The sequence below is a fragment of the Mesorhizobium sp. P170090 genome, from assembly GCF_057786115.1.
The window spans coordinates 768,227-791,614 of the sequence record NZ_JBYNWH010000001.1; the positions used below are offsets into that span (position 1 = coordinate 768,227).

Consider the following 23,388-nt stretch of genomic DNA (forward strand, 5'->3'; position numbering starts at 1 on the left):
CTAGGCTCCCATGGTTTCGAGAAGCGCGCGGCCGACACGGGCCGGCCCCGGGAAATAGTCCCATTCCTGCGCATGCGGGTAGGGCGTGTCCCAACCGGTGACGCGCGCCACCGGCGCTTCCAGATGGTAGAAACAATTTTCCTGCACCAGCGCCGACAGCTCGGCGCCGAAGCCGGAGGTCAGTGTCGCCTCGTGCACGACGACGCAGCGTCCGGTCTTCTTCACCGAAGCGACTATCGCGTCGAGATCGAGCGGCAGCAGGGTCCGCAAATCGATGATCTCGGCATCGATGCCGGTTTCTTCCACCGCCGCCTGCGCGACATAGACCATGGTGCCGTAGGCGAGCACGGTGACGGCCGAGCCCGCCCGGCGGATCGCCGCCTTGCCGAGCGGCACCGTGTAATGGCCGTCGGCGACCTCGCCCAGTTCATGCTTCGACCATGGCGTCACCGGTCGGTCGTGATGGCCATCGAACGGTCCGTTATAGAGCCGCTTCGGCTCCAGAAAAATCACCGGATCGGGATCCTCGATCGCCGCGATCAGCAGCCCCTTGGCATCATGAGGATTGGACGGCACCACCGTCTTCAGCCCCGACACATGGGTGAACAGCGCTTCCGGGCTCTGGCTGTGCGTCTGGCCGCCAAAAATGCCGCCGCCGGTCGGCATGCGGACAACGATCGGGCAGGTGAAATCGCCGTTCGAGCGGTAGCGCAGGCGTGCTGCTTCCTGCGTCAGCTGGTCGTAAGCCGGGTACATGTAGTCGGCAAACTGAATTTCCACGCATGGCTTCAGCCCGTAGGCGGCCATGCCGATGGCCGAGCCGACAATGCCGGATTCGTTGATGGGCGCATCGAAGCAGCGGCTCTTGCCGTACTTCGCTTGCAGGCCTGCCGTGCAGCGGAAGACACCCCCGAAGAAGCCGACATCCTCGCCATAGACGATGACGCGTTCGTCGCGCGCCATCGACACGTCCATGGCGTCGCGGATCGCCTCGATCATGGTCCGTCTCGGCATGGTCAGACTCCCGCCTGCTGGCGCTGGCGCCTGAGATGCGGCGGCATCTCGGCAAACACGCCCTCGAACATCTCGCGCGTCGACGGCTTGCCGCCGGCATGCAGCGTGCCGTTGCTTTCGGCCTCCTTCTGTGCGGCGATCACCGTCTCCAAAATTTCGGCCTCAGCCTGGGCGTGACGCTCGTCCGACCAGACGCCGCGTTGGATCAGATGGTTCTTCAGCCGCATCACCGGATCGCCGAGCGGCCAGGCGTCGGATTCCGTCTTCGGCCGATAGGCCGACGGATCGTCCGAGCTCGAATGCGCGCCGGCACGGTAGGTGACATATTCGATCAGCGTCGGCCCGAGATTTTGCCGCGCCCGCTCCGCCGCCCATTTGGCCACGGCATGCACGGCGAGATAATCATTGCCGTCGACGCGCAGCGCCGGAATGCCGAAGCCGAGGCCGCGCGCGGCAAAGGTGCCGGAGCCGCCGCGCGCAATGCCTTGAAACGTCGAGATCGCCCACTGGTTGTTGACGACATTGAGGATGACCGGCGCCTTGTAGGTTGAGGCGAACACCAGTGCGGAATGGAAATCGGATTCGGCCGTCGAGCCGTCGCCGATCCACGTCGCCGCGATTTTCGAATCGTTGCTGATAGCGGAAGCCATCGCCCAGCCGACCGCCTGGATGTATTGCGTCGCCAGATTGCCGGAGATCGAGAAGAAGCCGTGCTCCTTCGACGAATACATGATCGGCAATTGCCGCCCTTTGAGCGGATCGGCCTCGTTGGAATAGATCTGGTTCATCATCGTGACCATCGGATAGCCGTCGGCTATGAGCAGGCCGGCTTGCCGATAGGTCGGGAAATTCATGTCGCCCGGCATCAGCGCCTTGCGGAAAGCGCAGCTCACCGCCTCTTCGCCCAGATGCTGCATGTAGAACGAGGTCTTGCCCTGGCGCTGCGCCATCTGCATGCGGGCATCGAAGCTGCGCAGCGTCATCATGTGGCGCAACCCCTCGAGCAGCTCCTCGTCGGTGAGCAGCCCGGCCCACGGCCCGACAGCCTCGCCGGTGCGGTTGAGCACACGGATGATCGAAAACGCCATGTCGCGGATGGTGCGCGGATCGACATTGATGTCCGGTCGCGGCACCGAGCCGGCCTTGGGGATAGGCACGTTGGAGAAGTCGGGCGTTCCGCCCGGCCGCACTTCCGGCTCCGGCACATGAAACCGCAACATCCCAGCATCGGTCATGACCATGGTCCTCCCATTTGCCTGGCGTCGATATTTGCACATCCGCGCGCCCGGCACAGCGCCAATTCATGGGGCGCCGCAACCCATCCGGCGTCACGGCCGGCAGGCGACGCCAAGATGCAGATATGTCAGCGAAATTTCTTGTCGATGTTGGGGAGCAGCGCGCAATTAGGCGCAAAGTTTGCAGGATTTCCGGCAGATAGTCACTTCACGGCCTCCGGGAGAGATGAACGCACCAAGGTCGGCGAACTCGCGCTTTCCTCTCCCCGTGATCGGGGGAGAGGTGTCGAGCTAAGCTCGACGGAGTGGGGGTCGACCCTTGGGCGCTAGGCAATGCTTGAGATAGTGCCCTTCCTTTGTCCGTTCGCGGCGATTGCCAGGTGGTTCCCCCACTCCGTCTCGGCTTCGCCGAGCCACCTCTCCCCCCTCCGGAGGGAGAGGAAGGGCGCCAAGGTCTCGAACGCTTTGGAGAACGTTCACTCAGCGACCGCATCATGCTAACCACCCTCCATGGCGCAGAAAAAAGGATACGAGGTCGATTCGTGGCTGGCGAAGCCTGACGCGCGCATATCGATCGTCCTGCTTTACGGACCCGACCGCGGCTTGGTCGCCGAGCGGGCCAAAACCTTTGCCGCGAAAACCGGCCTGCCGCTCGACGATCCGTTTTCCGTCGTACGGCTCGACGGCGCGGAGGTCGATCGCGACCAGGGCCGGCTGCTGGACGAAGCCCGCACCGTGCCGATGTTCTCCGACCGGCGGCTTCTGTGGGTGCGCAACGCCAGCGGCCAGAAGCCGCTGGCTGAGGACGTCAAGGCGCTGACCGCGGAGCCCGCGCGCGACGCCATCATTCTCATCGAGGCCGGCGACCTGAAAAAGGGCATCGGACTGCGCGCGATCGTCGAGGCCGCCGACACCGCCATGGCGCTGCCTTGCTACGCCGATGAAGCCCGCGACATCGACAGCGTCATCGACGACGAGTTGCGCAAGGCCGGCATGTCGATGGCGCTCGACGCACGCCAGGCGCTGCGCCGCAATCTCGGCGGCGACCGGTTGGCCTCACGCGGCGAGATCGAAAAACTGGTGCTTTATGCCCACGGCCAGAAGGACATCAGCCTCGACGACGTAAGGGCGATGTCCGGCGACGTCTCCGGCGCCTCCTTCGACGACGCGGTCGATGCTGTGCTGGAGGGCAGGATCGGTGACTTCGACACCGCCTTCACCCGCCACTGCCTGTCCGGCGGCCATCCTTTCCTGGTACTGTCCTCGGCGATGCGGCAGCTGCAGCAGCTTCAGGTCATGCGCGGCCAGATGGACACCGCCGGCCGCAACGCCGCCTCGGCAGTGGCCGGCGCCCGTCCGCCGGTGTTTTTCTCGCGGCGCAAGCTGGTGGAGAAGGCGCTGGAGCGCTGGAACGTCGAGGCGCTCAGCCGCGCGCTGAACCGGCTGCAATCTGCCGTGCTGCAGACCAGGCGCAGGCCGGATTTGTCGGAAGCGCTGGCGCGGCAGGCGCTGCTCGCCATTGCGGTGGAGAGCGGGAGGCTGGCGCAGCGGTGATCTCCTCCCTTGAGGGGGAGATGTCGCCAAAGGCGACAGAGGGGGTCGCGGCGCGTGGAGCGCTGGCGCCTTTCGCAACGACAAACGAGGTCGGCGCTTGATGGGAGACGACCCTTCTGGCCTGCCGGCCATCTCCCCCTCAAGGGGGGAGATCAGCAGTTCGATCCCTTCGGCAATCGCCAATAAAAAGAAGGGCCGGCAACCGCCAAGCCCTTTCTTCATCCTAAGCCAGAACTTCATTCGCCGGCTAAATATGGCGCAGCCCCAACCCTCTACCGCTCATCCTTCAACCGCCGGCATAGCTCGTCGAGCTGCTCCAGACTGCGGTAGTCCACGCGGATCGCGCCGCCTTTGCCCTTGTGCTCGATGGTCACGATCATGCCGATCGTGTTGGTCATCAGCCTTTCCAGCGCCAGCGTGTCGGCATCCTTGCCCGATGCGCCGTGTGCTGGTTTTGCCTTGGGCGGCGTGCCGCCCGCCGGCATCTGCGCCAGCGCCTCGGCCTGGCGCACCGAAAGCCCTTCTTCGACGATCTGCTTGGCTAGCCCGGCGGGATCCTGCGCCGTCACCAGCGTCCGGGCATGGCCGGCCGACAGCACGCCGTCGACCAGCATGTCGCGGATTACGTCGGGCAGCTTCAACAGCCTGAGCGTGTTGGCGACGTGGCTGCGGCTCTTGCCGATGACATTGCCGAGGTCAGCCTGTGTGTAGCCGTGGTCGTCGATCAACTGCTGGTAGCCGAGCGCCTCCTCGACCGGGTTGAGATCGGTGCGCTGGACGTTTTCTATGATCGCCAGTTCCAGCGCTGTGCGGTCGTTGACGTCGCGCACGATGATCGGGATCTCGGTCAGCCCGGCGCGCTGCGCCGCCCGCCAGCGGCGCTCGCCGGCGATGATCTCGTAGCGCCCGGCCTGCGTCGGCGAAGGCCGCGCCACTACCGGCTGCACGACGCCATGTTCGCGGATCGATTGCGCGAGATCCGTCAGATCGGCGTCGCCGAAATGCCGGCGCGGGTTTTTCGGGTTCGGGCTCAGGAACTCTATCGGCACCTTGCCGTCCGCATTCAAGCCCGGCTTTTCGGCTGCCACCGGGCGGTCGATCTCGCCGATCAGCGCCGCCAGTCCACGCCCCAGTCTCTTTCTCGAAAGGTCTTCGCTCATCTCAATTCCAGATTCTTGATCGTTTCGGTGACGGATCGGCTTTGTTTATCGACCCTGCCTAATCAAGCGGCGCGCAATTTGCGCTCGCGGCGGATCACTTCGGACGCCAGCTGCAGATAGGCCTGGCTGCCTGAGCACTTGAGATCGTAGAGGATTGCCGGCTTGCCGTAGGACGGCGCCTCGGACACCCGCACATTCCTAGGAATGATCGTCTCGTAGACTTTGTCGCCCATGTGTGCCCGCACGTCCTGCACCACCTGGTTGGCGAGGTTGTTGCGGCCGTCATACATGGTCAGCACGATGCCCTGGATGATCAGGTCTGGATTGATCGAACGACGCACCTGCTCCACCGTTTCCAGGAGTTGGCTTAGCCCTTCCAGCGCGAAGAACTCGCACTGCAGCGGCACAAGAACAGAATCGGCTGCCGCCATTGAATTCAAAGTCAAAAGGTTGAGCGAGGGCGGGCAGTCGATCAGCACATAGCCGAACGGCGCACCGCGCTCGGTGGCGGCGCGCAGCGCGTTGCGCAGCTTAAGCACGCGATCCGGCGCCGAGGCGATTTCCATCTCGATGCCGAGCAGATCGAGCGTCGACGGCACGATCGACAGGCCGGGCACCGCCGTTGGAATGGCGGCCTCTTCCAGGCCCAGTTCGCCGGTCAGCACATCGTAGGAGGAGACGGTGCGGTCCTTGCGGTCGATACCGAGACCCGTCGAGGCATTGCCTTGCGGGTCGAGATCGACGATCAGCACCTTTTCGCCGATGGCGGCCAGCGCCGTGGCCAGATTGATGGCGGTGGTTGTCTTGCCGACGCCGCCCTTCTGGTTGGCGACGGTGATGGTGCGAGGTCCGGTTTTCATGGGTCTGTGCCAGGTATTCATGTGGGCCAGGTATTCATTGCGTCGCCAAGGTTGCGAAGGAGAGCTTACGCAGTCTGCAGATCGGTCACTTCGAGGATGACGCCATGGGCGTCGGTCATGCTCGGATGTTCTACCAGATCGAAAGCCCAGCGGTGAGTGCTTTCTTCCACCTCGGAGCGATAATCCCGGCCTTTGTGGAACAGCGCCCGCGATCCCTTGGTCAGCCACGGCGCCGACAAATCGAGCAGCGCCGGCAGCGCGGCCAGCGCCCGCGCCGTGATGATTTCCGGTTCGGAAACAAGCGCATAGCTGTCCTCGATGCGCCGGGCGACGACCCGTGCCGGCAAACCGAACTGGCCAATGACCGCCTGTAAAAACGACGCTTTCTTGCGGTTGCTCTCGACCAGATCGATCGACGCGCCATCGCGTTCGACCAGCAGGAAGGCCATTACCAGGCCCGGAAAACCGCCGCCCGAACCGAGATCGGCCCAGCGTTTGGCCTGCGGTGCGATTCGCGCCAGCTGCGCGCTATCCAGAATATGGCGGCCCCAGACATCGTCCAGCGTCGACGGCGCGGCCAGATTGATGTTGCGGTTCCATTTCAGGAACAACCGTTCGAACGTCACCAACCGATCGAATGTTTCACGTGAAACCGGTCCCGCGGCCTCTTGCAGACTCGCCCATGAGGCAGCGCTCACGCAACGGCCCTTTGGGCGGCCGATTCGGCGTTGCGGACGTGCGCGACGATGATGGCCAGCGCCGCCGGCGTCATGCCTTCCATACGCTGCGCGTCAGCGATCGACCGGGGCTGACGCGTTAGCATCTTCTGCTTCAGCTCATTGGACAGGCCAGGAACATCGGCGAAATCCACCGACGCCGGGATTAGCCGGCTTTCCTCGCGGCGGATCTGTCCGACATCCGCCTGCTGGCGATCAAGGTAAACCGAATATTTCGCTTCCGTTTCGAGCCGCTCAGCGGTTTTGACGTCGATTGCGCCAAAGGCCGGCGCAACACGGGCCAGCCAGGCTATATCGACGCCGGGATGAGCGAGCAATTCATAAGCGGAGCGGCGCACGCCGTCCCTGTTGATCTCCAGCCCATGCCGCGCCGCTTCGTTGGGCGTCATCGTCGTCGCAATTGCGAGTTTTCGCGCCCTATCAAGATCCTGTGTGACTTCATTGAACCGCCGCGTTCGCTCCGGCGACACGATACCAAGCCGATTTGCCAGAGGCGTAAGCCTTTCATCGGCATTGTCGGCGCGCAGCGATAGGCGAAACTCCGCCCGCGAAGTGAACATGCGGTAGGGCTCGGCAATGCCGCGGCTGGTGAGGTCGTCGACCATCACTCCGATATAGGCTTCGGTGCGGCTGAGCACGATTTGGTCGTCGGCCGCCGCCTTGCGCGCGGCGTTGAGTCCGGCGAGCAGGCCCTGCGCTCCGGCTTCTTCATAACCGGTGGTGCCGTTGATCTGACCGGCGAGGAAAAGCCCCGCAATACGTTTGGCCTCAAGCGTCGGCTCCAACTCGCGCGGATCGACATGGTCGTATTCGATAGCGTAGCCGGGCTGCAGCATGGTCGCCCGCTCTAGCCCGGGTATAGTTTTGAGAATGTCGAGTTGCACATCCTCGGGCAGGGAGGTCGAAATGCCATTGGGGTAGACCGTGTCGTCGTCCAGCCCTTCCGGCTCGAGGAAAATCTGGTGGCCTTCGCGATCGCCGAACTTGACGATCTTGTCTTCGATCGACGGGCAGTAACGTGGACCTACGCCTTCGATCGAGCCGGAATACATGGCGGAGCGGCGGATATTGGCGCGGATCAGCGCGTGCGTCGCCGGCGTCGTACGCGTGATGCCGCAATGGATTTGCGGATTCTTGATTGTGTCGGTGAGCAGCGAGAACGGCACTGGATGTTCGTCGGCCGCCTGGCTTTCCAGCGACGCCCAGTCGATGGTTCGGCCATCGAGCCGCGGCGGCGTCCCGGTCTTCAGCCGTCCAAGCGCGAAACCGGCGCGGCTCATCGTCGCCGACAGGCCAAGGCTCGCTTGCTCGTTCATCCGCCCGGCGACAATCTTCCTGTCGCCAATGTGAATAAGACCGCGCAGAAAAGTGCCGGTGGTCAGCACCACGGCGCCGCACGCCAACCGGCGCCCGTCGGCCAGGAGCACAGCGGCGATGCGTCCATCCACGATGTCGAAGTCCAGAACCTCGCCTTCGACGACGTCGAGACCGTTCTGCTGCCGAATCGCTTCCTGCATGGCCAGCCGGTAAAGCTTGCGGTCGGCCTGCGTGCGCGGCCCGCGCACGGCAGGGCCTTTGCGGCGATTGAGCAGGCGGAATTGGATGCCGGCAGCATCGGCTATGCGGCCCATCAGCCCGTCCATGGCGTCGATCTCACGCACCAGATGGCCCTTCCCGAGGCCGCCGATCGCCGGATTGCAGGACATGACACCGATCGTGTCGAAGCGCAGCGTGACCAGCGCGGTCCTGGCGCCAGCGCGCGCGGCAGCGCTCGCAGCCTCGCACCCGGCATGGCCACCGCCCACCACAACCACATCATAGTGATCGATCATTGTCCCTTCCAGATTCCGAGATTTCGCGACACATGTCCCCACGAGAGGACGCTGTCAAGGATTGCAGGTTGATTCGTTCACGGGGAACGGAGTGCTGAAAGCCGCAGAGGTGTTTCACGTGAGTCGGGAAGCGGCGACAATTACCTCGGCTGGCGCTGCCCCTCATCTGCCTGCCGGCATCTTCTCCCGGTGACGGGGAGAAGGGTAGAGCTCAAGCGCTGGCGCGCTTCGGTGGTTGGCGAAATCCCGGATAACAGTACCTTTCTCCCTGTCACTGTACGGTGAGAAATGCCCGGGAGGACAATGAGGGGCGAGGCCGCCCTTCGGCACTTGGCGTTTTTGCCAAACTCCTCATTTCACGTGAAACACGCACTTGGGCGGCCCCCTGTGTTTCACGTGAGTCACTCACACGCCCCCCCTGTTTCACGTGAGTCACTTTCCAATGCAAAACTGCGAAAAGATCACGTGCAGCAGGTCCTCGACATCCACCGCGCCGACAATCCGGCCAAGCCGGTCCGCCGCAAGACGCAGCTCCTCCGCCCGCAGCTCCTGGCCGCGCTCTTGCCCCGACAAAGCCGAGATCAGAAAGCGCCTGGTCTCATTGAGCAGCTCCACATGCCGCAACCGAGACGGCAGGATGTCACCGGCATCGCCGATAGCAGCTGCGGCGCGCCTGCCGATCTCGGCCAGGAGTTCAGCCAACCCAGTGCCGTCCACCGTCGAGATCAACGCATCATAGGCCTCCAATCGCGGCGAACCTTTCAAGAGATCGACCTTGGTGCCAATTCTCAAAACCGGGGCGTCGACAGGCATGTTGCCGATCGCAGTCGGGTCCGCCAGATCTTCCAGCAACAGCACCAGGTCAGCCGTGTGCGCCTTGGCCCGCGCCTTTTCGATACCGATCGCTTCGATCTTGCCGGGCCCCTCGCGCAGGCCCGCGGTGTCGGTTACCCTGACCCGCACTCCGTGGAGATCCAGCACCACTTCGAGCAAATCCCGCGTCGTGCCGGGCTCGTCGGTAACAATCGCCGCCTCACGCCTGGCTAGCACATTGAATAGGCTGGATTTTCCGGCGTTCGGTGCACCGAGGATGACAACCTCGAACCCGTCACGGATGATCTCGGCGGCATGGAAGCCATCGACATGCCGGCCGATCTCGCCCGCCATCGCGCGCACATCGGACCAAACCGTATCCGAAACGGAACCGGGCACGTCGTCTTCGTCGGCGAAGTCGATTTCCGCCTCAATCATCGCCCGTGCATGGATCAGCCGACGGCGCCAGCCAAGATAGAGTTCGCTTTGCACTCCTTCGGCATTCTGCACGGCAAAGCGCCGCTGCGCTTCGGTTTCGGCGTTGACCAGATCGGCCAACGCCTCCGTCTCGACCAGATCCAGCTTGCCGTTGACAAGAGCCCGGCGCGTAAATTCACCAGGTTCCGCATGACGCACGCCGTCAAACCCGGCAATGATCTCCAGCATCTTGCCGGCGACGGCGCGGCCGCCATGGACGTGGAACTCGGCGACATCCTCGCCGGTAAAACTGTTCGGCCCCGGAAAAAACAGCACCAGGCCGTTGTCGATAAGCGACCCGTCCACCGTTCGGAGCTTGCGCAGGGTCGCAACCCGGTCCTTGACCGTGCCACCGGCCACCGTTTCGACAACGAATCCAGTCCTCGGTCCGGAAATGCGGATGACAGCGATGCCGGCGGGCAGGCGCCCGCTGGAAAGCGCAACGATCGAATCGCCCGAAATCATTTGCCCCTTCTCACCGGTCGCCTAGCTATCCAGTCAACAATCCCACAGTGTCGCGGCCGTCATGAACCGCCTGTTCGTCAATATCAAGGTCGATCGCGAGGAGCGGCCGGATTGCCAAATCTGTATGGCCACCTTGTCATCCATGGGGGAGCAGGCGGGTGACCGCTGACCATGGTCCTAATTCCGACGCCAAGCAGTTCTGGGCGGGCCAGCAAGCCCTACGCAGGCCGCATCGTTAACGCCTGTGCCTGGCCCGGACCGTGAAGCTGGATCCCATCGCCCCCCGCAGGCCGGCCTCGTTCCGGTTACGAATCGAATCCCGACCCGCGTCACGCCGATATCGTCTCCGCGATCGGAACGGATGCGAATCAACTTAACATCGGCTTGGTATCCGGCCGCCGACCGGCAGACCGGGGCTATGCACGGCTATCCTGCCGGTGGCGCCGGATCCGTAGGAACCGAGCCGCTGTTGCGACGCCGGTAGCTCAACCCGTGTTTCCGTCCAAGGCCGAAGGAAGCGGCGTCACATCAATGGATGGCGGCCGCGGCCCGAACAGCAAATCCTTGGCGGCGACCACCGCTCCGACCGTGATCAGGATGCAAGCAACAGCCACCGACCAGTGAAACACACCAAAGCCTGCCAGCAGAAGCACGATGACCGAGAAGAGGGGCGCCGCGTAGGAGAGGGCGCCGAGGATCATGATGTCCCCGTGCTTGCAGCCATAGTCCCAGGCGTAAAAGCCGGCGCCTAGCGGTATTACGCCCAAGATGACGATGGCGCTCCACTGCGTCGCCGTCTGTGGCCAGACGGTGGTCTCAAGGGTGAGGTGCAGCATCAAGGCGACCGCAGCCGTGATGAAGCAGTAACCGGCGACCACATCGGTCGGCACCTTGCCGAAGCGGCGCGACAAAACCGAATAGCCGGCCCAGATGAAAGCGCAGAACAGCGCGATGACATGCCCCTTCATCACACCATTGGCCAGTCCGATCGTGCCGCCCTTGGTGATCACCACAATGGCGCCGGCAAGGCCGAGCATGACGCCGGCGATGTGATGGGCCCTAAGCTTTTCTCCAGGCAGGAAGGCGGCAAAGACGACGATCAGCAACGGCCAGAGATAGGCGATCAGGCTGACCTCGACCGGCGGCGCCGACTGGATGGCGAAGAAATAGGCGCAGTGATAGATGCACAGCCCCGCTGTGCCGAGCGCCCAGACCTGCCACGGCTGGCGCAGCGACTTGATCGCCGCCGGACGGACAAGCCAGCTCGACGCGCCGACCAACCCGCCGAGCAGAAACGTCATCGCCGCCAGCTGAAAGGGCGGAATCGGTCCCGCCGCAGTCGAAAGCAGCGCCAGGAACGACCATGTCAGAATGGCCGAGAAGCCGATCAGGGTCGGAATGTTTTCTTCACGTCGCACGTTCCCAGCCCCGAAACACCGAAAGCGCGTCGCATTTGAACCGACTCAGGCGACGCGCTTTAGTCTTTGTTTTATGCATGTCGTTGTCTCAAAACCGGGGTCACGGGGTCACTTGAGCGACATGCGTGAGTATTCGCATAAAGGCGGTGCCCCACGCTGCCGCAAGCGGCCGTTCGATATCGGGAATGCTACCCGCCCAGCAAAAAACCCCGTCCCAGTTCCCGGAACGGGGCTTCAATGCATGACCGATGGCCCGACGAGAAGCTTACGTGTTCATCGAATCGAAGAAATCGGCGTTGGTCTTGGTCTGCTTCAGCTTGTCGATCAGGAACTCGATCGCATCCGTGGTTCCCATCGGCGCCAGGATGCGACGCAGGACGAAGATCTTCTGCAGATCCTGCTTGGAGACCAGCAGGTCTTCCTTGCGGGTGCCTGACTTCAAGATGTCCATGGCCGGGTAGATGCGCTTGTCGGCGACCTTGCGGTCGAGCTGGATTTCGCAGTTGCCGGTGCCCTTGAACTCTTCGAAGATGACTTCGTCCATGCGGCTGCCGGTGTCGATCAGCGCGGTGGCGATGATGGTCAGCGAGCCGCCTTCCTCGATGTTGCGGGCCGCGCCGAAGAAGCGCTTCGGCCGCTGCAGCGCGTTGGCGTCGACACCGCCGGTCAGTACCTTGCCGGAGGACGGCACAACGGTGTTGTAGGCACGGCCGAGGCGGGTGATCGAATCGAGCAGAATAACGACGTCGCGGCCATGCTCGACTAGGCGCTTGGCCTTTTCGATGACCATTTCGGCGACCTGGACGTGGCGCACCGCCGGTTCGTCAAAGGTCGAGGACACGACCTCGCCCTTCACCGAACGCTGCATGTCGGTCACTTCTTCTGGCCGTTCGTCGATCAGAAGTACGATCAGATAGCATTCCGGATGATTGGCCGTGATCGAGTGGGCGATATTCTGCATCAGCACCGTTTTACCGGTACGCGGCTGCGCGTTGATGAGCGCGCGCTGTCCCTTGCCGATCGGCGCCACCAGGTCGATCACCCGCGACGAGATGTCCTTGCCGGTCGGATTGTCGATCTCCATCTTCAGCCGCTTGGTCGGATAGAGCGGCGTCAGATTGTCGAAATGGATCTTGTGACGGATCTTTTCGGGATCGTCGAAATTGATCGTGTTGACCTTGAGAAGGGCGAAATAGCGCTCGCCCTCTTTTGGGCTGCGGATCGGCCCTTCGACGGTATCGCCGGTCTTCAAGGAGAAGCGGCGGATCTGCGAGGGCGAGATGTAGATATCGTCGGGACCCGGCAGATAATTGGCGTTGGCTGAGCGCAGGAAGCCGAAACCGTCCTGCAACAACTCGACCACACCATCGCCGATGATCTCGACGTCCTGGGCGGCCAGTTTCTTCAGGATGGCAAACATCAGTTCCTGCTTGCGCATGACGCTGGCGTTTTCCACTTCGAGCGATTCGGCATAGGCGATCAGCTCTGGCGGCTTCTTGTTCTTGAACTCTGCGAGTTTCATTTCTTGCATAGACGGACTCTGAATCTGCTTTGGGGAAAATATATCGGCTGGATGCGATAAATGCCGGGCGCGGCCGAAAGCAATCAAGGGCGGCGCATGACGGGAAGGAAGACCCGTCTTTTATCGTCGGTCGGGGGAAAGAGCAAGCTGCGTTTTGTCGACCGAAATGGGCCTAGAACGGCTTGACGACAACCAGGATGACGATGGCGATCATCAGCAATGTGGGGATCTCGTTGACGATTCGCCAGTGCCGCGCCGGTTTTTCATTGCGGTCCTCGGCGAATTTCCTGACAGCACCGGCCAGATAGCCATGCACGCCCGACAGCAACAGCACCAAGCCCATCTTGGCGTGCAGCCAGCCGCCGTGAAAGCCAAACACTTTCCAGGCAAGCCAAAGCCCGAACACCCAGGTGACAATCATCGCCGGATTGATGATGCCGCGCAGCAGACGCCGCTCCATCACCTTGAAGGTCTCCGATTGGACGGACCCCTTCTCTGCGTCGGCGTGGTAGACCAGCAATCGCGGCAGATAGAGCATGCCGGCCATCCAGGAGATGACGGCCAGGATATGGATTGCCTTCGCCCAGGGATAGAAACCCTCAGGCGCAAAGAAAAACAAAAGTGCGGTGAGAACAACCAGCACTCCGATGCCGATGGTCATGCGCATCATCGCCCCACGAGTGCTGTTGCCGCCCGTATTATCCGATTGAGCCATCAGCGTGTCGCGCTCCGCACCTGCTTCACCATCGCCTCGACATGCGCCACCGGCGTCTCCGGCGTAATGCCATGGCCGAGATTGAAGATCAGCGGTCCGTCGCCCAGCGCCTTGAGGATCGCATCGACGCCGTCCGACAGGGCTTTGCCGCCAGCCACAAGCCGCAAGGGATCGAGATTGCCCTGGACCGCACCTGAATGCTGCAGTTCGTTCGCAGCCGACAGGGGCACGGTCCAGTCGATCCCCAGCCCCGTCACCCCGGTCTTCTCACGATAGGTCTCGTAGCGGGCGCCGGCGCCCTTGGGAAAGCCTATGATCGGAACATCGCGATGAACCGCACGAACTTGCCTGACGATCTCCGCCACCGGCTGCACGCAGAACTGCTCGAAAGACGCATCATCAAGCACGCCGGACCAGGAATCGAAAATCTGCACCACGTCGGCACCGGCTTCGATCTGGCGGATCAAATAGGCCGCGGAGTGATCGGCGAGCACTTTCAGGAGATGCTTGAAGGCCGTCGGTTCGCGATAGGCAAACAGCCGCGCCGGCGCTTGGTCGGGTGTGCCGTGGCCGGCGATCATGTAGGTCGCCACCGTCCACGGCGCGCCGCAGAAGCCGATCAGCGTGGTCTCGTCAGGCAATCTTGCCCGCAGCCGGCGAACCGTCTCGTAGACCGGTTCGAGATTCACGTGAAACGTTTCGCCGTTGAGAGCCGAAATCTCAGCTGCAGTGATTGGCGTCAGCAGCGGCCCGCGGCCCTCCTCGAAGCGGACATCGCGCCCCAGCGCATGCGGCACGACCAGAATGTCCGAGAACAGGATCGAGGCATCGAAGCCAAAGCGCTCGATCGGCTGCAGCGTCACCTCAACGGCCAGATCAGGATTGTAGCAAAGATCGAGGAAGGACCCGGCGCGCTTTCTGGTCTCGCGGTACTCCGGCAGATAGCGCCCGGCCTGGCGCATCATCCAGAGCGGCGGCGGAAACACTGCCTCGCCTCTCAGCACGTCCAGCACGATGCGGTTCTCGGGCATTGAGCGCTCTCTTCCCTGCCTTCTCTAAAATTAAATAGTCTATTTCTAGAATCTTCTGATTCTAAGAGTTTGTTGGTATCGGTGGTTGTCACCTGTCCCGCTTTGCCCTGGAAAAGGCCAGCCAGCATTTTGTCGCGTGTTTCTTCCGCCGGATTGGCAAAGAGTGTGGATGACCAGGATTCCATCACTGGAGTCAATGGTTTGACGTAGCCGCTGAAAAACCGCCTCTGTGGATGAAGCGCTGGCAAAAACGCCCGTCCCCAGATTTGTCCCCAACCGCACAGTGAAGCTGACAGCGCATCGAATTGTGGACAACTGGCCTTCTGATACAGTCGCCTCCAGCCGGTCGCCTTTGCGGCCCCGGTTTATCCACACAAGCCCACAGCCTGAGGCGCCCCCTGTGAACAAACCCCAGAGCTTCTTTCACCTGCACCTGATTTCCGACGCCACCGGCGAGACGCTGCTGGCGGCCGGCCGAGCCGCCTCGGCGCAATACAAGGATGCGCGCGCCATCGAGCATATCTATCCGCTCATCCGCACCGAAAAGCAGGTGGCGAAAGTCTTCGAGGACATAGAAGAGGAACCGGGCATCATCCTCTACACCGTCGTCGACCAGAAGCTGGCGCGCGGTATTGACGAGCGCTGCGCCGCCATGGGGCTGCCCTGCGTTTCGGTGCTGGAGCCGGTCCTCACCGTGTTCCAGTCCTATCTCGGCACGCCGGCCGGCCGCCGCGTCGGCGCCCAGCATGTGCTCGATGCCGATTATTTCCACCGTATCGACGCACTCAATTTTACGATGGAGCATGATGACGGGCAGCTGCCGCTCAACATGGACGACGCCGATGTCGTGCTGATCGGCATTTCCAGGACATCGAAGACGCCGACCAGCATCTATCTCGCCAACCGCGGCATCAAGACCGCCAACATCCCGATCGTGCTCGGCGTGCCGGTGCCCGAAAGCCTGGCCGCTGCTACCAAGCCGCTGATCGTCGGGCTGATCGCCACCGCCGAACGCATCTCGCATGTCCGGCAGAACCGCGTGCTCGGCAACAGCAGCACCTACGAAGCGACCGATTATGTCGACCGTGCCTCGATCGCCGAAGAGCTCGCCTATGCCCGCCAGATCTGCACCCGCCACAATTGGCCGATGATAGACGTCAGCCGCCGTTCGATCGAAGAGACCGCGGCAGCCATTGTTGCCCTGCGGGGGAAGAATAGATGATGGGATGGCAACGCGACCTCCTGCCCCAATCAACCACTATCGACCAGGCCCAGAACCCATGACCGAAAAAATCATCCTCGCCTCCGGCAGCCCGTTCCGCAAAGCAATGCTCATCAATGCCGGGCTCGGCATCGAAGCGGTGCCTGCCGATGTCGACGAGCGTGCGCTCGAGGCGCCGTTGCAGGACAGCGGTGTGTCGCCGGAAGATGTCGCCCTGATACTCGCCGAAGCCAAGGCGACCGAGGTCAGCGAACGCAGACCGGGCGCCCTGGTGCTCGGCTGCGACCAGACTTTGTCACTGGGAGATGAAGTGTTCCACAAGCCGGCCGACATGGAAGGCGCCCGCCGCCATCTGCTGGCGCTGTCGGGCAAGACGCATCAGCTGAACAGCGCCGCCGTGCTCTGCCGCAACGGCAAGGTGCTGTGGCGTCACGTCGGCATCGCCAGCCTTACCATGCGCAAGCTCGATCCGGCCTTCGTCGGCCGGCACCTGGCCCGCGTCGGCGCCAAGGCGTTGTCGAGCGTCGGCGCCTACCAGATCGAGGGCGAAGGCATCCAGCTGTTCGAAAAGATCGAAGGCGATTATTTCACCATTGTCGGCCTGCCGCTGTTACCGGTGCTGGCGGAATTGCGTGCGCTCGGAGCCATCGATGGTTGAGAAAAAAGCTTTCGTCACCGGCCATCCGATCGCGCATTCGCGCTCGCCGAAGATCCACGGCTATTGGCTGAACACATACGGCATCGACGGCAGCTATCATGCGATCGATGTCGCGCCGGCCGATTTTCCCGAGTTCCTCTCTTCCCTCCAGGCCAATGGCTATCAGGGCGGCAACGTCACCATTCCACACAAGGAAGTCGCCTTCGCCCGGGTCGAGCGCCGCGACGAGGCGGCGGAGATGATCGGCGCGGTCAACATGCTGTGGCTGGACGACGGCGTGCTGTGGGGCGGCAATTCGGACTGGATCGGCTTTGCCGGCAATCTCGACGAGCATGCCCGGGGCTGGGAGAGAAACGCTCCGGCCGTGGTGCTCGGCGCCGGTGGCGCGTCGCGCGCGGTCATCCACGCGCTTAAATCGCGCGGCATCAAAGATATCCGCATCGTCAACCGCACATTGGCGCGGGCGCAGGAACTCGCCGACCGCTTCGGGGCCGGCGTCTCGGCGCATGGCGCGGTCGGCGACTTGCTTGGCGATGCCGGCTTGCTGATCAACACGACGGCACTTGGCATGCATGGCGATGCGACGCTGGCCGCCGATCCGGCCGGCCTGCCAGCTCACGCCATTGTCGCAGACATCGTCTATGTGCCGCTGGAAACACCGCTGCTTGCCGCTGCCCGCGCGAGAAACTTGAAGACGGTCGACGGGCTCGGCATGCTGTTGCACCAGGCTGTGCCCGGTTTCGAACGCTGGTTCGGCAAGAAGCCGCAGGTCACGCCTGAGTTGCGACAGATGATCGTCGCCGACATCGTCGCCAAATGATGGGTCGCGAATGATGGGCGCAAAATGATGATCGTGCTTGGCCTCACCGGGTCGATCGGCATGGGCAAGTCGACGACGGCGAAAATGTTCGTCGACGCCGGCGTGCCGGTGCATGACTCCGACGAGACCGTGCATCGCCTCTATGCCGGCAAGGCAGCACCTCTCGTCGAGGCGGCCTTTCCCGGCACCGTGATTGCCGGTTCGGTCGACCGCACCGAGTTGGCGCGCCGCGTGCTCGGCAACGCTGCTGCGCTGAAGACATTGGAGGCGATCGTCCATCCGCTGGTGCGGGCCGATGCCGATGCCTTTCTGGCAAGGCACCGCGCCGCCGCCGCGCCGCTCGTCGTGCTCGACATTCCGCTGCTGTTCGAAACCGGCGGCCGCAACCGTGTCGACAAGGTCGTCGTCGTCACCGCGCCGGCCAATATCCAGCGCGCCCGCGTGCTGGCGCGTCCTGATATGAGCGAGGAAAAGCTGGCGGCCATCCTGGCCAAGCAGGTGCCCGATGCCGAAAAACGCCGGCAGGCCGATTTCGTCATCGACACCGGTGAAGGCATGGACGCCGCCCGCAGCGCGGTCGGCGCGATCATTGCCGAGCTCTCAGGGCGCTGAGCTCGCCTGCTAACTCCTGGGGGATAAGTCGCGCCCATCAGGCCCCTGACGGCAGGCTGTCGGCATTGCCCATTGCCATTTTGTTGCGCTCCATGATTCTACTCCTCCAGGAGTGAGTTGATTCTATGCGTGAGATCATTTTCGATACCGAAACCACCGGACTCGACATGCGCGACGACCGCATCATCGAGCTTGGCGGCGTCGAGCTGGTCAACCGCTTCCCGACCGGCCGCACCTTCCACAAATTCATCAATCCGCAGGGGCGCGCCGTCCATGTCGAGGCGCAAGCCGTGCACGGCATCAGCGCCGCCGACCTCGTCGGCAAGCCGACCTTTGCCGAAATCGCCGAGGAATGGCTCGCCTTCACCGACGGCGCCAAGCTCGTCGCCCACAACGCCAATTTCGACATCGGCTTCCTCAACACGGAATTCGGGCGGCTCGGCCAGCCGGCCATAGACACCGGGCGCGTCGTCGACACGCTGGCGCTGGCGCGGCGCAAGCATCCGATGGGCCCCAATTCGCTCGACGCGCTCTGCCGCCGCTACGGCATCGACAACGGCCACCGCACCAAGCACGGCGCGCTGCTCGATTCCGAGCTCCTGGCCGAGGTCTACATCGAACTCATCGGCGGCAAGCAGGCCGCACTTGTCCTCGACGCGGTCGTGGTGCAGCTCAACAGCAATGGCGACGTTGCCGACATCGACATCTCGATCGCCGCCAGGCCAATCGCCCTGCCGCCGCGCCTGACTGAGGGCGAGCGAGCGGCGCATGCGGGGCTGGTGGCGACGCTGGGTGAAAAGGCGCTGTGGCTGAAGGTGGCGGCGGGGTGAACGGATCGCGGAGGTAGCGTTCCGTCACACCCCTCTCTGGCCTGCCGGCCATCTCCCCCTCAAGGGGGGAGATCAGCAGCTTCGCCGCTCCAGCCCATTCCTGCAACGTCTAAAGTTGGCGAAGGTCGCGATGAGGGGGAGATGCCTGGCAAGGCAGAGGGGGTGCTGTCCCGCCAGCATCTCAGTATACAAAAAGCCCGGCACGAAGCCGGGCTTTCAACTCATGCGCGTGACGCTTGCCTTCAGCTCACCTTGACCTTCGATGCCGCCTGGTCCTCGGCCAGCTTCTGCTGGAACATCTGGGCAAAATCGATCGGGTCGAGCATCAACGGCGGGAAGCCGCCATTGCGGGTGGCTTCGGCGATGATCTGGCGGGCGAACGGGAACAAAAGCCGCGGGCATTCGATGAACAGGATCGGCAGCATGTGCTCCTGCGGGAAGCCGGCGATGGCGAAGACGCCGCCATAGACCAGTTCGACATTGAACAGCACTTCCTGGTCGAAGGACGCCTTGGCGTTCAAGGTCAGATTGACGTCGAACTGCTTGTCGGAGAGCGGGTTGGCATTGACATTGACGTTGATCGCAATGCCTGGGGCCTTGTCGCGGCCGCGCAGCGAGTTCGGCGCGCCGGGGCTTTCGAAGGACAGGTCCTTCACATACTGGGCAAGCACGTTGAGCGACGGCTGCGCCGTTTCGCCGTTGCCGTTGGCGGCGCCGACCGGCGCGTCATCTTTGCTGGCCATGAGCCTTGTTCCTTTTGCCTGGACAGCAGCGCTGACCGAATTGAAATCGGGCGTTGGCTAGCATGGTCGGCAAGACAAGACAAGGTTTGCCGCCTTCAGGCCGAAAGGGGTCAATAGTCAGTCGTTGGCAAGGTGACGTTCAGTCGTCCTTCAGGCGGCGCCACGGCGAGTTATGGTCGGGACCGCGCTTGAAATCGTCCTCGCGCGAATAGTCGCGGTCGTCGAGGTCGATGACCTTGTCGCGCGACCTGCCGCGAAAACCGCCGGCGGTGAAATCGGTCGCGACGACGATGCGGCCCTTGAGCCTGCGCCAGGCAAGGTCGCGCACCGGCGGCAGGAACAGCAGCAGGCCGATAATATCGGTGATGAAGCCGGGGATGATCAACAGGATCGCGGCGACCACGATCATGGCGCCATGCGCGAGCTGGCGGCTGGGGTCGCCGCCGCCGGCCATCTCGGCGCGGACCCGCGCCATGACGCCAAAACCCTGGTGCCGGAGCAGAAGCACGCCGGCAATGCTTGAAGCCAGCACCAGGCCGACCGTGGCGAGCGCCCCGACCTCGCGGCCGACAATGACGAAACCGACGATTTCCAGCAGCGGCAGCGCAAGCAGGAACAGAGGAAGGAAGGAAATGCGCAAATCTTGACCGATCGTTTCCATGTTTGCCGGGCGGCGCATAATCGCCGCTGGCACTGAGGCCGTTAGATAGGTATGCCTGCCTTTGATTTGAATGATTGCGCCATGCGTTCTATATGCTTTGCATGTTTAACGCCATGCGACCGCCGCCCGATTGGCTGGCGGTCCCGGCCAGGTCAGGGATTGATTGGCGAAAGATATGGGATTCTTCGACTTCGGCACCATTTTCTTTCTGATTGCGGCGGTGGTGATCTTTTTCCAGCTGCGCAACGTGCTTGGCCGCCGCACGGGCAGCGAGCGCCCGCCCTTCGATCCCTACACGGCCAGCCGCACCGAGAAGGACGCGACCCAGAAGCCCGAAAATGTGGTTTCGCTGCCACGCAAGCGCATGCCGGGCGAGACGGCTGCCGAGACCTATGCGGCCATCGATGCCTTCGCCAAGCCCGACACCGACCTCAACAAGGGCCTGCGCGCGATCAAGGACAATGATCCCTCCTTCGACCCCAAAGTCTTCGTCGACGGCGCCAAGATGGCTTATGAGATGATCGTCATGGCCTATGCCGATGGCGACCGAAAAACGCTGAAGAACCTGTTGTCGCGCGAGGTTTTTGACGGCTTCGTTGCCGCGATTGGCGACCGCGAGGCGAAAGCCGAAAAGATCCAGTCCTCCTTCGTCGGCATCGACAAGGCCGACATCGTCTCGGCCGAGATGAAGGGCGGCGAGGCCCACATCACGCTGCGCATCGTGAGCGAACTGATTTCGGCGACCCGCGACAAGGCGGGTGCCGTCATCGACGGCGATCCCGAGACGGTGGCCGAGGTCAAGGATGTCTGGACCTTCGCCCGCGACACACGCTCGCGCGATCCGAACTGGAAGCTGGTCGCCACCGAGGAAGAAGACTGAGCCTATGCATGTCGCCCGGTGCGGGCAGCTTTTTTGGGATAGCGACATGCAGGCAAACATGGGCAGTGGCGAGGCTGAGGTGTCGCTCTCGCCGCTTTTCGTGGAAAAGTCCTTCGATGATCTTCCCGGTTGGAATTCCGATGACCATCTGCCCGCTTTCGAAGCCTTCCGCCGTTCGGCCTTTCATGTCCTGAACAAGCCCTACCGCACCGGTTCGTTGGGCGTACGGTTCGACGCGTTTGCCGGCGCTTATGACGAGGCGCGCACCGTTTCGCCGGCGAATCGGTCGGCGGCCAAGGCTTTTTTCGAGCGCCATTTCGCCCCAGTCCAGATTCGATCCGAAAACCCCGGCCTGGTCACCGGCTTCTACGAGCCGGAGGCCGAGGCCTCGCCGGTGCGCACGGATGAACTCACCGTGCCGCTTCTGGCGCGACCGGCCGACCTCGTCGACATCGATGACGCCAACCGCCCCAAGGGCATGGACGACTACCTGGCCTTCGCCCGCGACACGCCGCAGGGCCCGGTTGAATATTTCAACCGCGGTGAGATCGAGAGAGGCGCGCTGGCCGGCCAAGGCCTGGAAATCGCTTGGCTTGCCGACAAGGTCGACGTCTTCTTCATCCATGTGCAAGGTGCGGCCAGGCTGAAGATGACCGACGGCCGGCTTTGCCGCGTCACCTACGCCGCCAAATCCGGCCAACGTTTCAGCGGTCCGGGGAAGATTCTCGCCGAACTCGGCGAAATCCCACTGGAAAAAGTGACGATGCAGTCTATCCGCGCCTGGTTCAGGGCGCATCCGGATCGCGTCGACGAGATCTTCTGGCAGAACCGCTCCTACATCTTCTTTCGCGAAGCCGATGTCGACGATGCCGCACTCGGTCCTGTCGCCGCCGCCAAGGTGCCGTTGACGCCGGGCCGTTCGCTCGCGGTCGACCGGCTGCTGCACACATTCGGTACCCCCTTCTACATCGACGCTCCGTCGCTGACCGCCTTCGACGGAAAACCGTTCCGGCGGCTGATGATTGCGCAGGACACCGGCTCGGCCATCATCGGACCGGCGCGGGGCGATCTGTTCGCCGGCTCCGGCGATGCGGCCGGCGAGATCGCCGGCGTCGTTCGCAATGCGGCCGATTTCTATGCCTTGGTTCCAGGCGCTCTCGTTTCGGGGAGGAATCGATGAGCAAGCGCCCCGATAAACTCAACGAAGACGATCGGGTGCTGTGGAACCTGGTGGCGCGCACCGCCCGACCGCTGAAGGGCAGGACCGCGGTCGAGATTCCCGACATCGTCGTAGACCCTAAGCCGGCACAGACGCCGGTCGCTGTCGGTCCGGTCCTCGCCGCCAAGCCGAAGGCGCAGCATGTATCGCACGCGCTGGACGAGCCGACATTGGACAAGCTGAAGAAGGGCCGGCTGCCGATCGAAGGCCGCGTCGATCTGCATGGCATGACCCAGGACGAGGCCTATTCGCTGCTGTTTTCGTTCCTGCACCGGGCCCATGCCGGCGGCATCCGTTATGTCCTCGTCATTACGGGAAAAGGGTCGTCGTCGGGCGGCGACGGCGTCTTGCGGCGCGCCGTGCCTGCCTGGCTGTCGACGCCTGCCTTCCGGCCGCTGGTCTCCAGCCACGATCACGCCGCCCGCAACCACGGCGGTTCGGGCGCGCTCTACGTTCGACTCAGGCGAACCCGCTGATGACGCCCTTCGGCGAAAAACTGCGGGCGCTTCGAGCCGAGCGCGGCTTGCGCCAGAAGGACATGGCGCAGGCGATCGGAGTCAGCGCCGCCTATTTGTCGGCGCTGGAACATGGCCGCCGTGGCGCGCCGACCTGGACGCTGATCCAGAAGATCATCGGCTATTTCAACGTCATCTGGGACGATGCCGAAGAGCTGGCGCGTCTGGCCGAGGCCTCACATCCGCGGGTGAGACTCGATACGTCCGGCCTCAGTCCTGCCGCCACCGAGTTGGCCAATCTCCTGGCCGAAAACATCGAGAAGCTGGACGAAGCCGAGCTTGCCCGCATCACCGCGTCGATCCGGGCCGCACTGGAGCGGCGAGAGTAATCCGGTAAGCGATGCCAAGGCGCAAGGTTTGCTTGCGCTGTTCCTGAAAGCGATGCCCGCCGGCCG

General features: G+C 63.1%; 23 protein-coding genes and 1 pseudogene. 11 read left to right on the forward strand and 13 right to left on the reverse strand.

Annotation, left to right across the window (positions count from 1 at the left end; genetic code table 11):
* Together AC3EML_RS03790 and AC3EML_RS03795 are read right to left on the reverse strand one after the other, a co-directional pair.
* A complete protein-coding gene (locus AC3EML_RS03790; protein WP_023687603.1) occupies positions 1 to 1,014 on the reverse strand; it encodes an alpha-ketoacid dehydrogenase subunit beta in 1,014 nt (337 codons plus the stop codon).
* Between the two features lie 2 nt (positions 1,015 to 1,016).
* A complete protein-coding gene (locus AC3EML_RS03795) occupies positions 1,017 to 2,249 on the reverse strand; it encodes a 3-methyl-2-oxobutanoate dehydrogenase (2-methylpropanoyl-transferring) subunit alpha (protein WP_352520717.1) in 1,233 nt (410 codons plus the stop codon).
* Between the two features lie 510 nt (positions 2,250 to 2,759).
* Here AC3EML_RS03795 and holA point away from each other — a divergent pair.
* On the forward strand, positions 2,760 to 3,803 hold the full coding sequence (holA, locus tag AC3EML_RS03800; RefSeq protein WP_352520716.1) for a DNA polymerase III subunit delta: 1,044 nt from the start codon (positions 2,760 to 2,762) through the stop codon (positions 3,801 to 3,803).
* A 272-nt stretch (positions 3,804 to 4,075) separates the two neighbouring features.
* On the opposite strand, the gene AC3EML_RS03805 is transcribed toward holA, so the two are convergent.
* The 5 genes from AC3EML_RS03805 to mnmE form a co-directional block, all read right to left on the reverse strand.
* Positions 4,076 to 4,963 carry a ParB/RepB/Spo0J family partition protein gene (locus AC3EML_RS03805; RefSeq protein ID WP_023819327.1) on the reverse strand — a complete coding sequence of 296 codons (888 nt, stop codon included), beginning with the start codon at positions 4,961 to 4,963 and terminating at the stop codon, positions 4,076 to 4,078.
* Positions 4,964 to 5,025: 62 nt separating this feature from the next.
* A complete protein-coding gene (locus AC3EML_RS03810) occupies positions 5,026 to 5,823 on the reverse strand; it encodes a ParA family protein (protein ID WP_023692913.1) in 798 nt (265 codons plus the stop codon).
* 65 nt (positions 5,824 to 5,888) lie between these two features.
* On the reverse strand, positions 5,889 to 6,521 hold the full coding sequence (gene rsmG / locus AC3EML_RS03815) for a 16S rRNA (guanine(527)-N(7))-methyltransferase RsmG (RefSeq protein ID WP_352520715.1): 633 nt from the start codon (positions 6,519 to 6,521) through the stop codon (positions 5,889 to 5,891).
* The gene (gene mnmG / locus AC3EML_RS03820) at positions 6,518 to 8,392 is read right to left on the reverse strand and encodes a tRNA uridine-5-carboxymethylaminomethyl(34) synthesis enzyme MnmG (RefSeq protein WP_352520714.1); all 1,875 of its coding nucleotides are present in this window, start codon (positions 8,390 to 8,392) and stop codon (positions 6,518 to 6,520) included. The genes rsmG and mnmG overlap by 4 nt, the downstream gene beginning before the upstream one ends.
* A 432-nt stretch (positions 8,393 to 8,824) precedes the next feature.
* Positions 8,825 to 10,147, reverse strand: coding sequence for a tRNA uridine-5-carboxymethylaminomethyl(34) synthesis GTPase MnmE (gene mnmE, locus AC3EML_RS03825; RefSeq protein WP_352520713.1), 1,323 nt, complete (start codon positions 10,145 to 10,147; stop codon positions 8,825 to 8,827).
* A gap of 46 nt (positions 10,148 to 10,193) precedes the next feature.
* On the opposite strand from mnmE, the pseudogene AC3EML_RS03830 reads away from it, so the two are divergent.
* Positions 10,194 to 10,356: pseudogene (locus AC3EML_RS03830) on the forward strand (DUF255 domain-containing protein); the annotation flags it as partial.
* Positions 10,357 to 10,632: 276 nt separating this feature from the next.
* Here AC3EML_RS03830 and yddG read toward each other — a convergent pair.
* The 4 genes from yddG to hemE form a co-directional block, all read right to left on the reverse strand.
* Positions 10,633 to 11,565, reverse strand: coding sequence for an aromatic amino acid exporter YddG (gene yddG, locus AC3EML_RS03835; RefSeq protein WP_352520712.1), 933 nt, complete (start codon positions 11,563 to 11,565; stop codon positions 10,633 to 10,635).
* A 265-nt stretch (positions 11,566 to 11,830) separates the two neighbouring features.
* Positions 11,831 to 13,096 carry a transcription termination factor Rho gene (gene rho / locus AC3EML_RS03840; protein ID WP_023672113.1) on the reverse strand — a complete coding sequence of 422 codons (1,266 nt, stop codon included), beginning with the start codon at positions 13,094 to 13,096 and terminating at the stop codon, positions 11,831 to 11,833.
* A gap of 163 nt (positions 13,097 to 13,259) precedes the next feature.
* Positions 13,260 to 13,802, reverse strand: a complete 543-nt coding sequence (hemJ, locus tag AC3EML_RS03845) for a protoporphyrinogen oxidase HemJ (protein ID WP_023692917.1) — start codon at positions 13,800 to 13,802, stop codon at positions 13,260 to 13,262.
* Positions 13,802 to 14,833 (reverse strand): uroporphyrinogen decarboxylase, encoded by a 1,032-nt coding sequence (gene hemE, locus AC3EML_RS03850; RefSeq protein ID WP_023687594.1) that lies wholly within the window; start codon positions 14,831 to 14,833, stop codon positions 13,802 to 13,804. The genes hemJ and hemE overlap by 1 nt, the downstream gene beginning before the upstream one ends.
* 283 nt (positions 14,834 to 15,116) lie before the next feature.
* On the opposite strand from hemE, the gene AC3EML_RS03855 reads away from it, so the two are divergent.
* The 5 genes from AC3EML_RS03855 to dnaQ all read left to right on the forward strand — a co-directional run bounded on the left by AC3EML_RS03855 (position 15,117) and on the right by dnaQ (position 18,975).
* Positions 15,117 to 16,055: a pyruvate, water dikinase regulatory protein gene (locus tag AC3EML_RS03855; RefSeq protein WP_488505159.1), complete on the forward strand. Its 939-nt coding sequence runs from the start codon at positions 15,117 to 15,119 to the stop codon at positions 16,053 to 16,055.
* 58 nt (positions 16,056 to 16,113) lie between these two features.
* Positions 16,114 to 16,713: a Maf-like protein gene (locus AC3EML_RS03860; protein ID WP_023685039.1), complete on the forward strand. Its 600-nt coding sequence runs from the start codon at positions 16,114 to 16,116 to the stop codon at positions 16,711 to 16,713.
* Positions 16,706 to 17,533 carry a shikimate dehydrogenase gene (locus AC3EML_RS03865; RefSeq protein ID WP_023685038.1) on the forward strand — a complete coding sequence of 276 codons (828 nt, stop codon included), beginning with the start codon at positions 16,706 to 16,708 and terminating at the stop codon, positions 17,531 to 17,533. Before AC3EML_RS03860 ends, AC3EML_RS03865 begins: the two co-directional genes overlap by 8 nt.
* A 27-nt stretch (positions 17,534 to 17,560) precedes the next feature.
* Positions 17,561 to 18,145, forward strand: coding sequence for a dephospho-CoA kinase (coaE, locus tag AC3EML_RS03870; protein WP_023687592.1), 585 nt, complete (start codon positions 17,561 to 17,563; stop codon positions 18,143 to 18,145).
* Between the two features lie 125 nt (positions 18,146 to 18,270).
* The gene (gene dnaQ, locus AC3EML_RS03875; RefSeq protein ID WP_023672106.1) at positions 18,271 to 18,975 is read left to right on the forward strand and encodes a DNA polymerase III subunit epsilon; all 705 of its coding nucleotides are present in this window, start codon (positions 18,271 to 18,273) and stop codon (positions 18,973 to 18,975) included.
* Between the two features lie 242 nt (positions 18,976 to 19,217).
* Here dnaQ and secB read toward each other — a convergent pair whose 3' ends face one another.
* Together secB and AC3EML_RS03885 are read right to left on the reverse strand one after the other, a co-directional pair.
* Complete coding sequence (gene secB / locus AC3EML_RS03880) at positions 19,218 to 19,718, reverse strand: protein-export chaperone SecB (protein ID WP_023672105.1); 501 nt, start codon at positions 19,716 to 19,718, stop codon at positions 19,218 to 19,220.
* Between the two features lie 139 nt (positions 19,719 to 19,857).
* Positions 19,858 to 20,358, reverse strand: coding sequence for an FxsA family protein (locus tag AC3EML_RS03885; protein ID WP_352520711.1), 501 nt, complete (start codon positions 20,356 to 20,358; stop codon positions 19,858 to 19,860).
* 196 nt (positions 20,359 to 20,554) lie between these two features.
* Here AC3EML_RS03885 and AC3EML_RS03890 point away from each other — a divergent pair, with 196 nt between their 5' ends.
* The 4 genes from AC3EML_RS03890 (at position 20,555) to AC3EML_RS03905 (ending at position 23,322) form a co-directional block, all read left to right on the forward strand.
* On the forward strand, positions 20,555 to 21,259 hold the full coding sequence (locus AC3EML_RS03890) for a Tim44/TimA family putative adaptor protein (RefSeq protein ID WP_023672103.1): 705 nt from the start codon (positions 20,555 to 20,557) through the stop codon (positions 21,257 to 21,259).
* Between the two features lie 79 nt (positions 21,260 to 21,338).
* A complete protein-coding gene (gene mltA / locus AC3EML_RS03895; protein WP_023832972.1) occupies positions 21,339 to 22,439 on the forward strand; it encodes a murein transglycosylase A in 1,101 nt (366 codons plus the stop codon).
* Positions 22,436 to 22,954, forward strand: coding sequence for a Smr/MutS family protein (locus tag AC3EML_RS03900; protein WP_023672101.1), 519 nt, complete (start codon positions 22,436 to 22,438; stop codon positions 22,952 to 22,954). Before mltA ends, AC3EML_RS03900 begins: the two co-directional genes overlap by 4 nt.
* Positions 22,954 to 23,322, forward strand: coding sequence for a helix-turn-helix domain-containing protein (locus AC3EML_RS03905; protein WP_023687588.1), 369 nt, complete (start codon positions 22,954 to 22,956; stop codon positions 23,320 to 23,322). The genes AC3EML_RS03900 and AC3EML_RS03905 overlap by 1 nt, the downstream gene beginning before the upstream one ends.
* Positions 23,323 to 23,388: the final 66 nt, after the last annotated feature.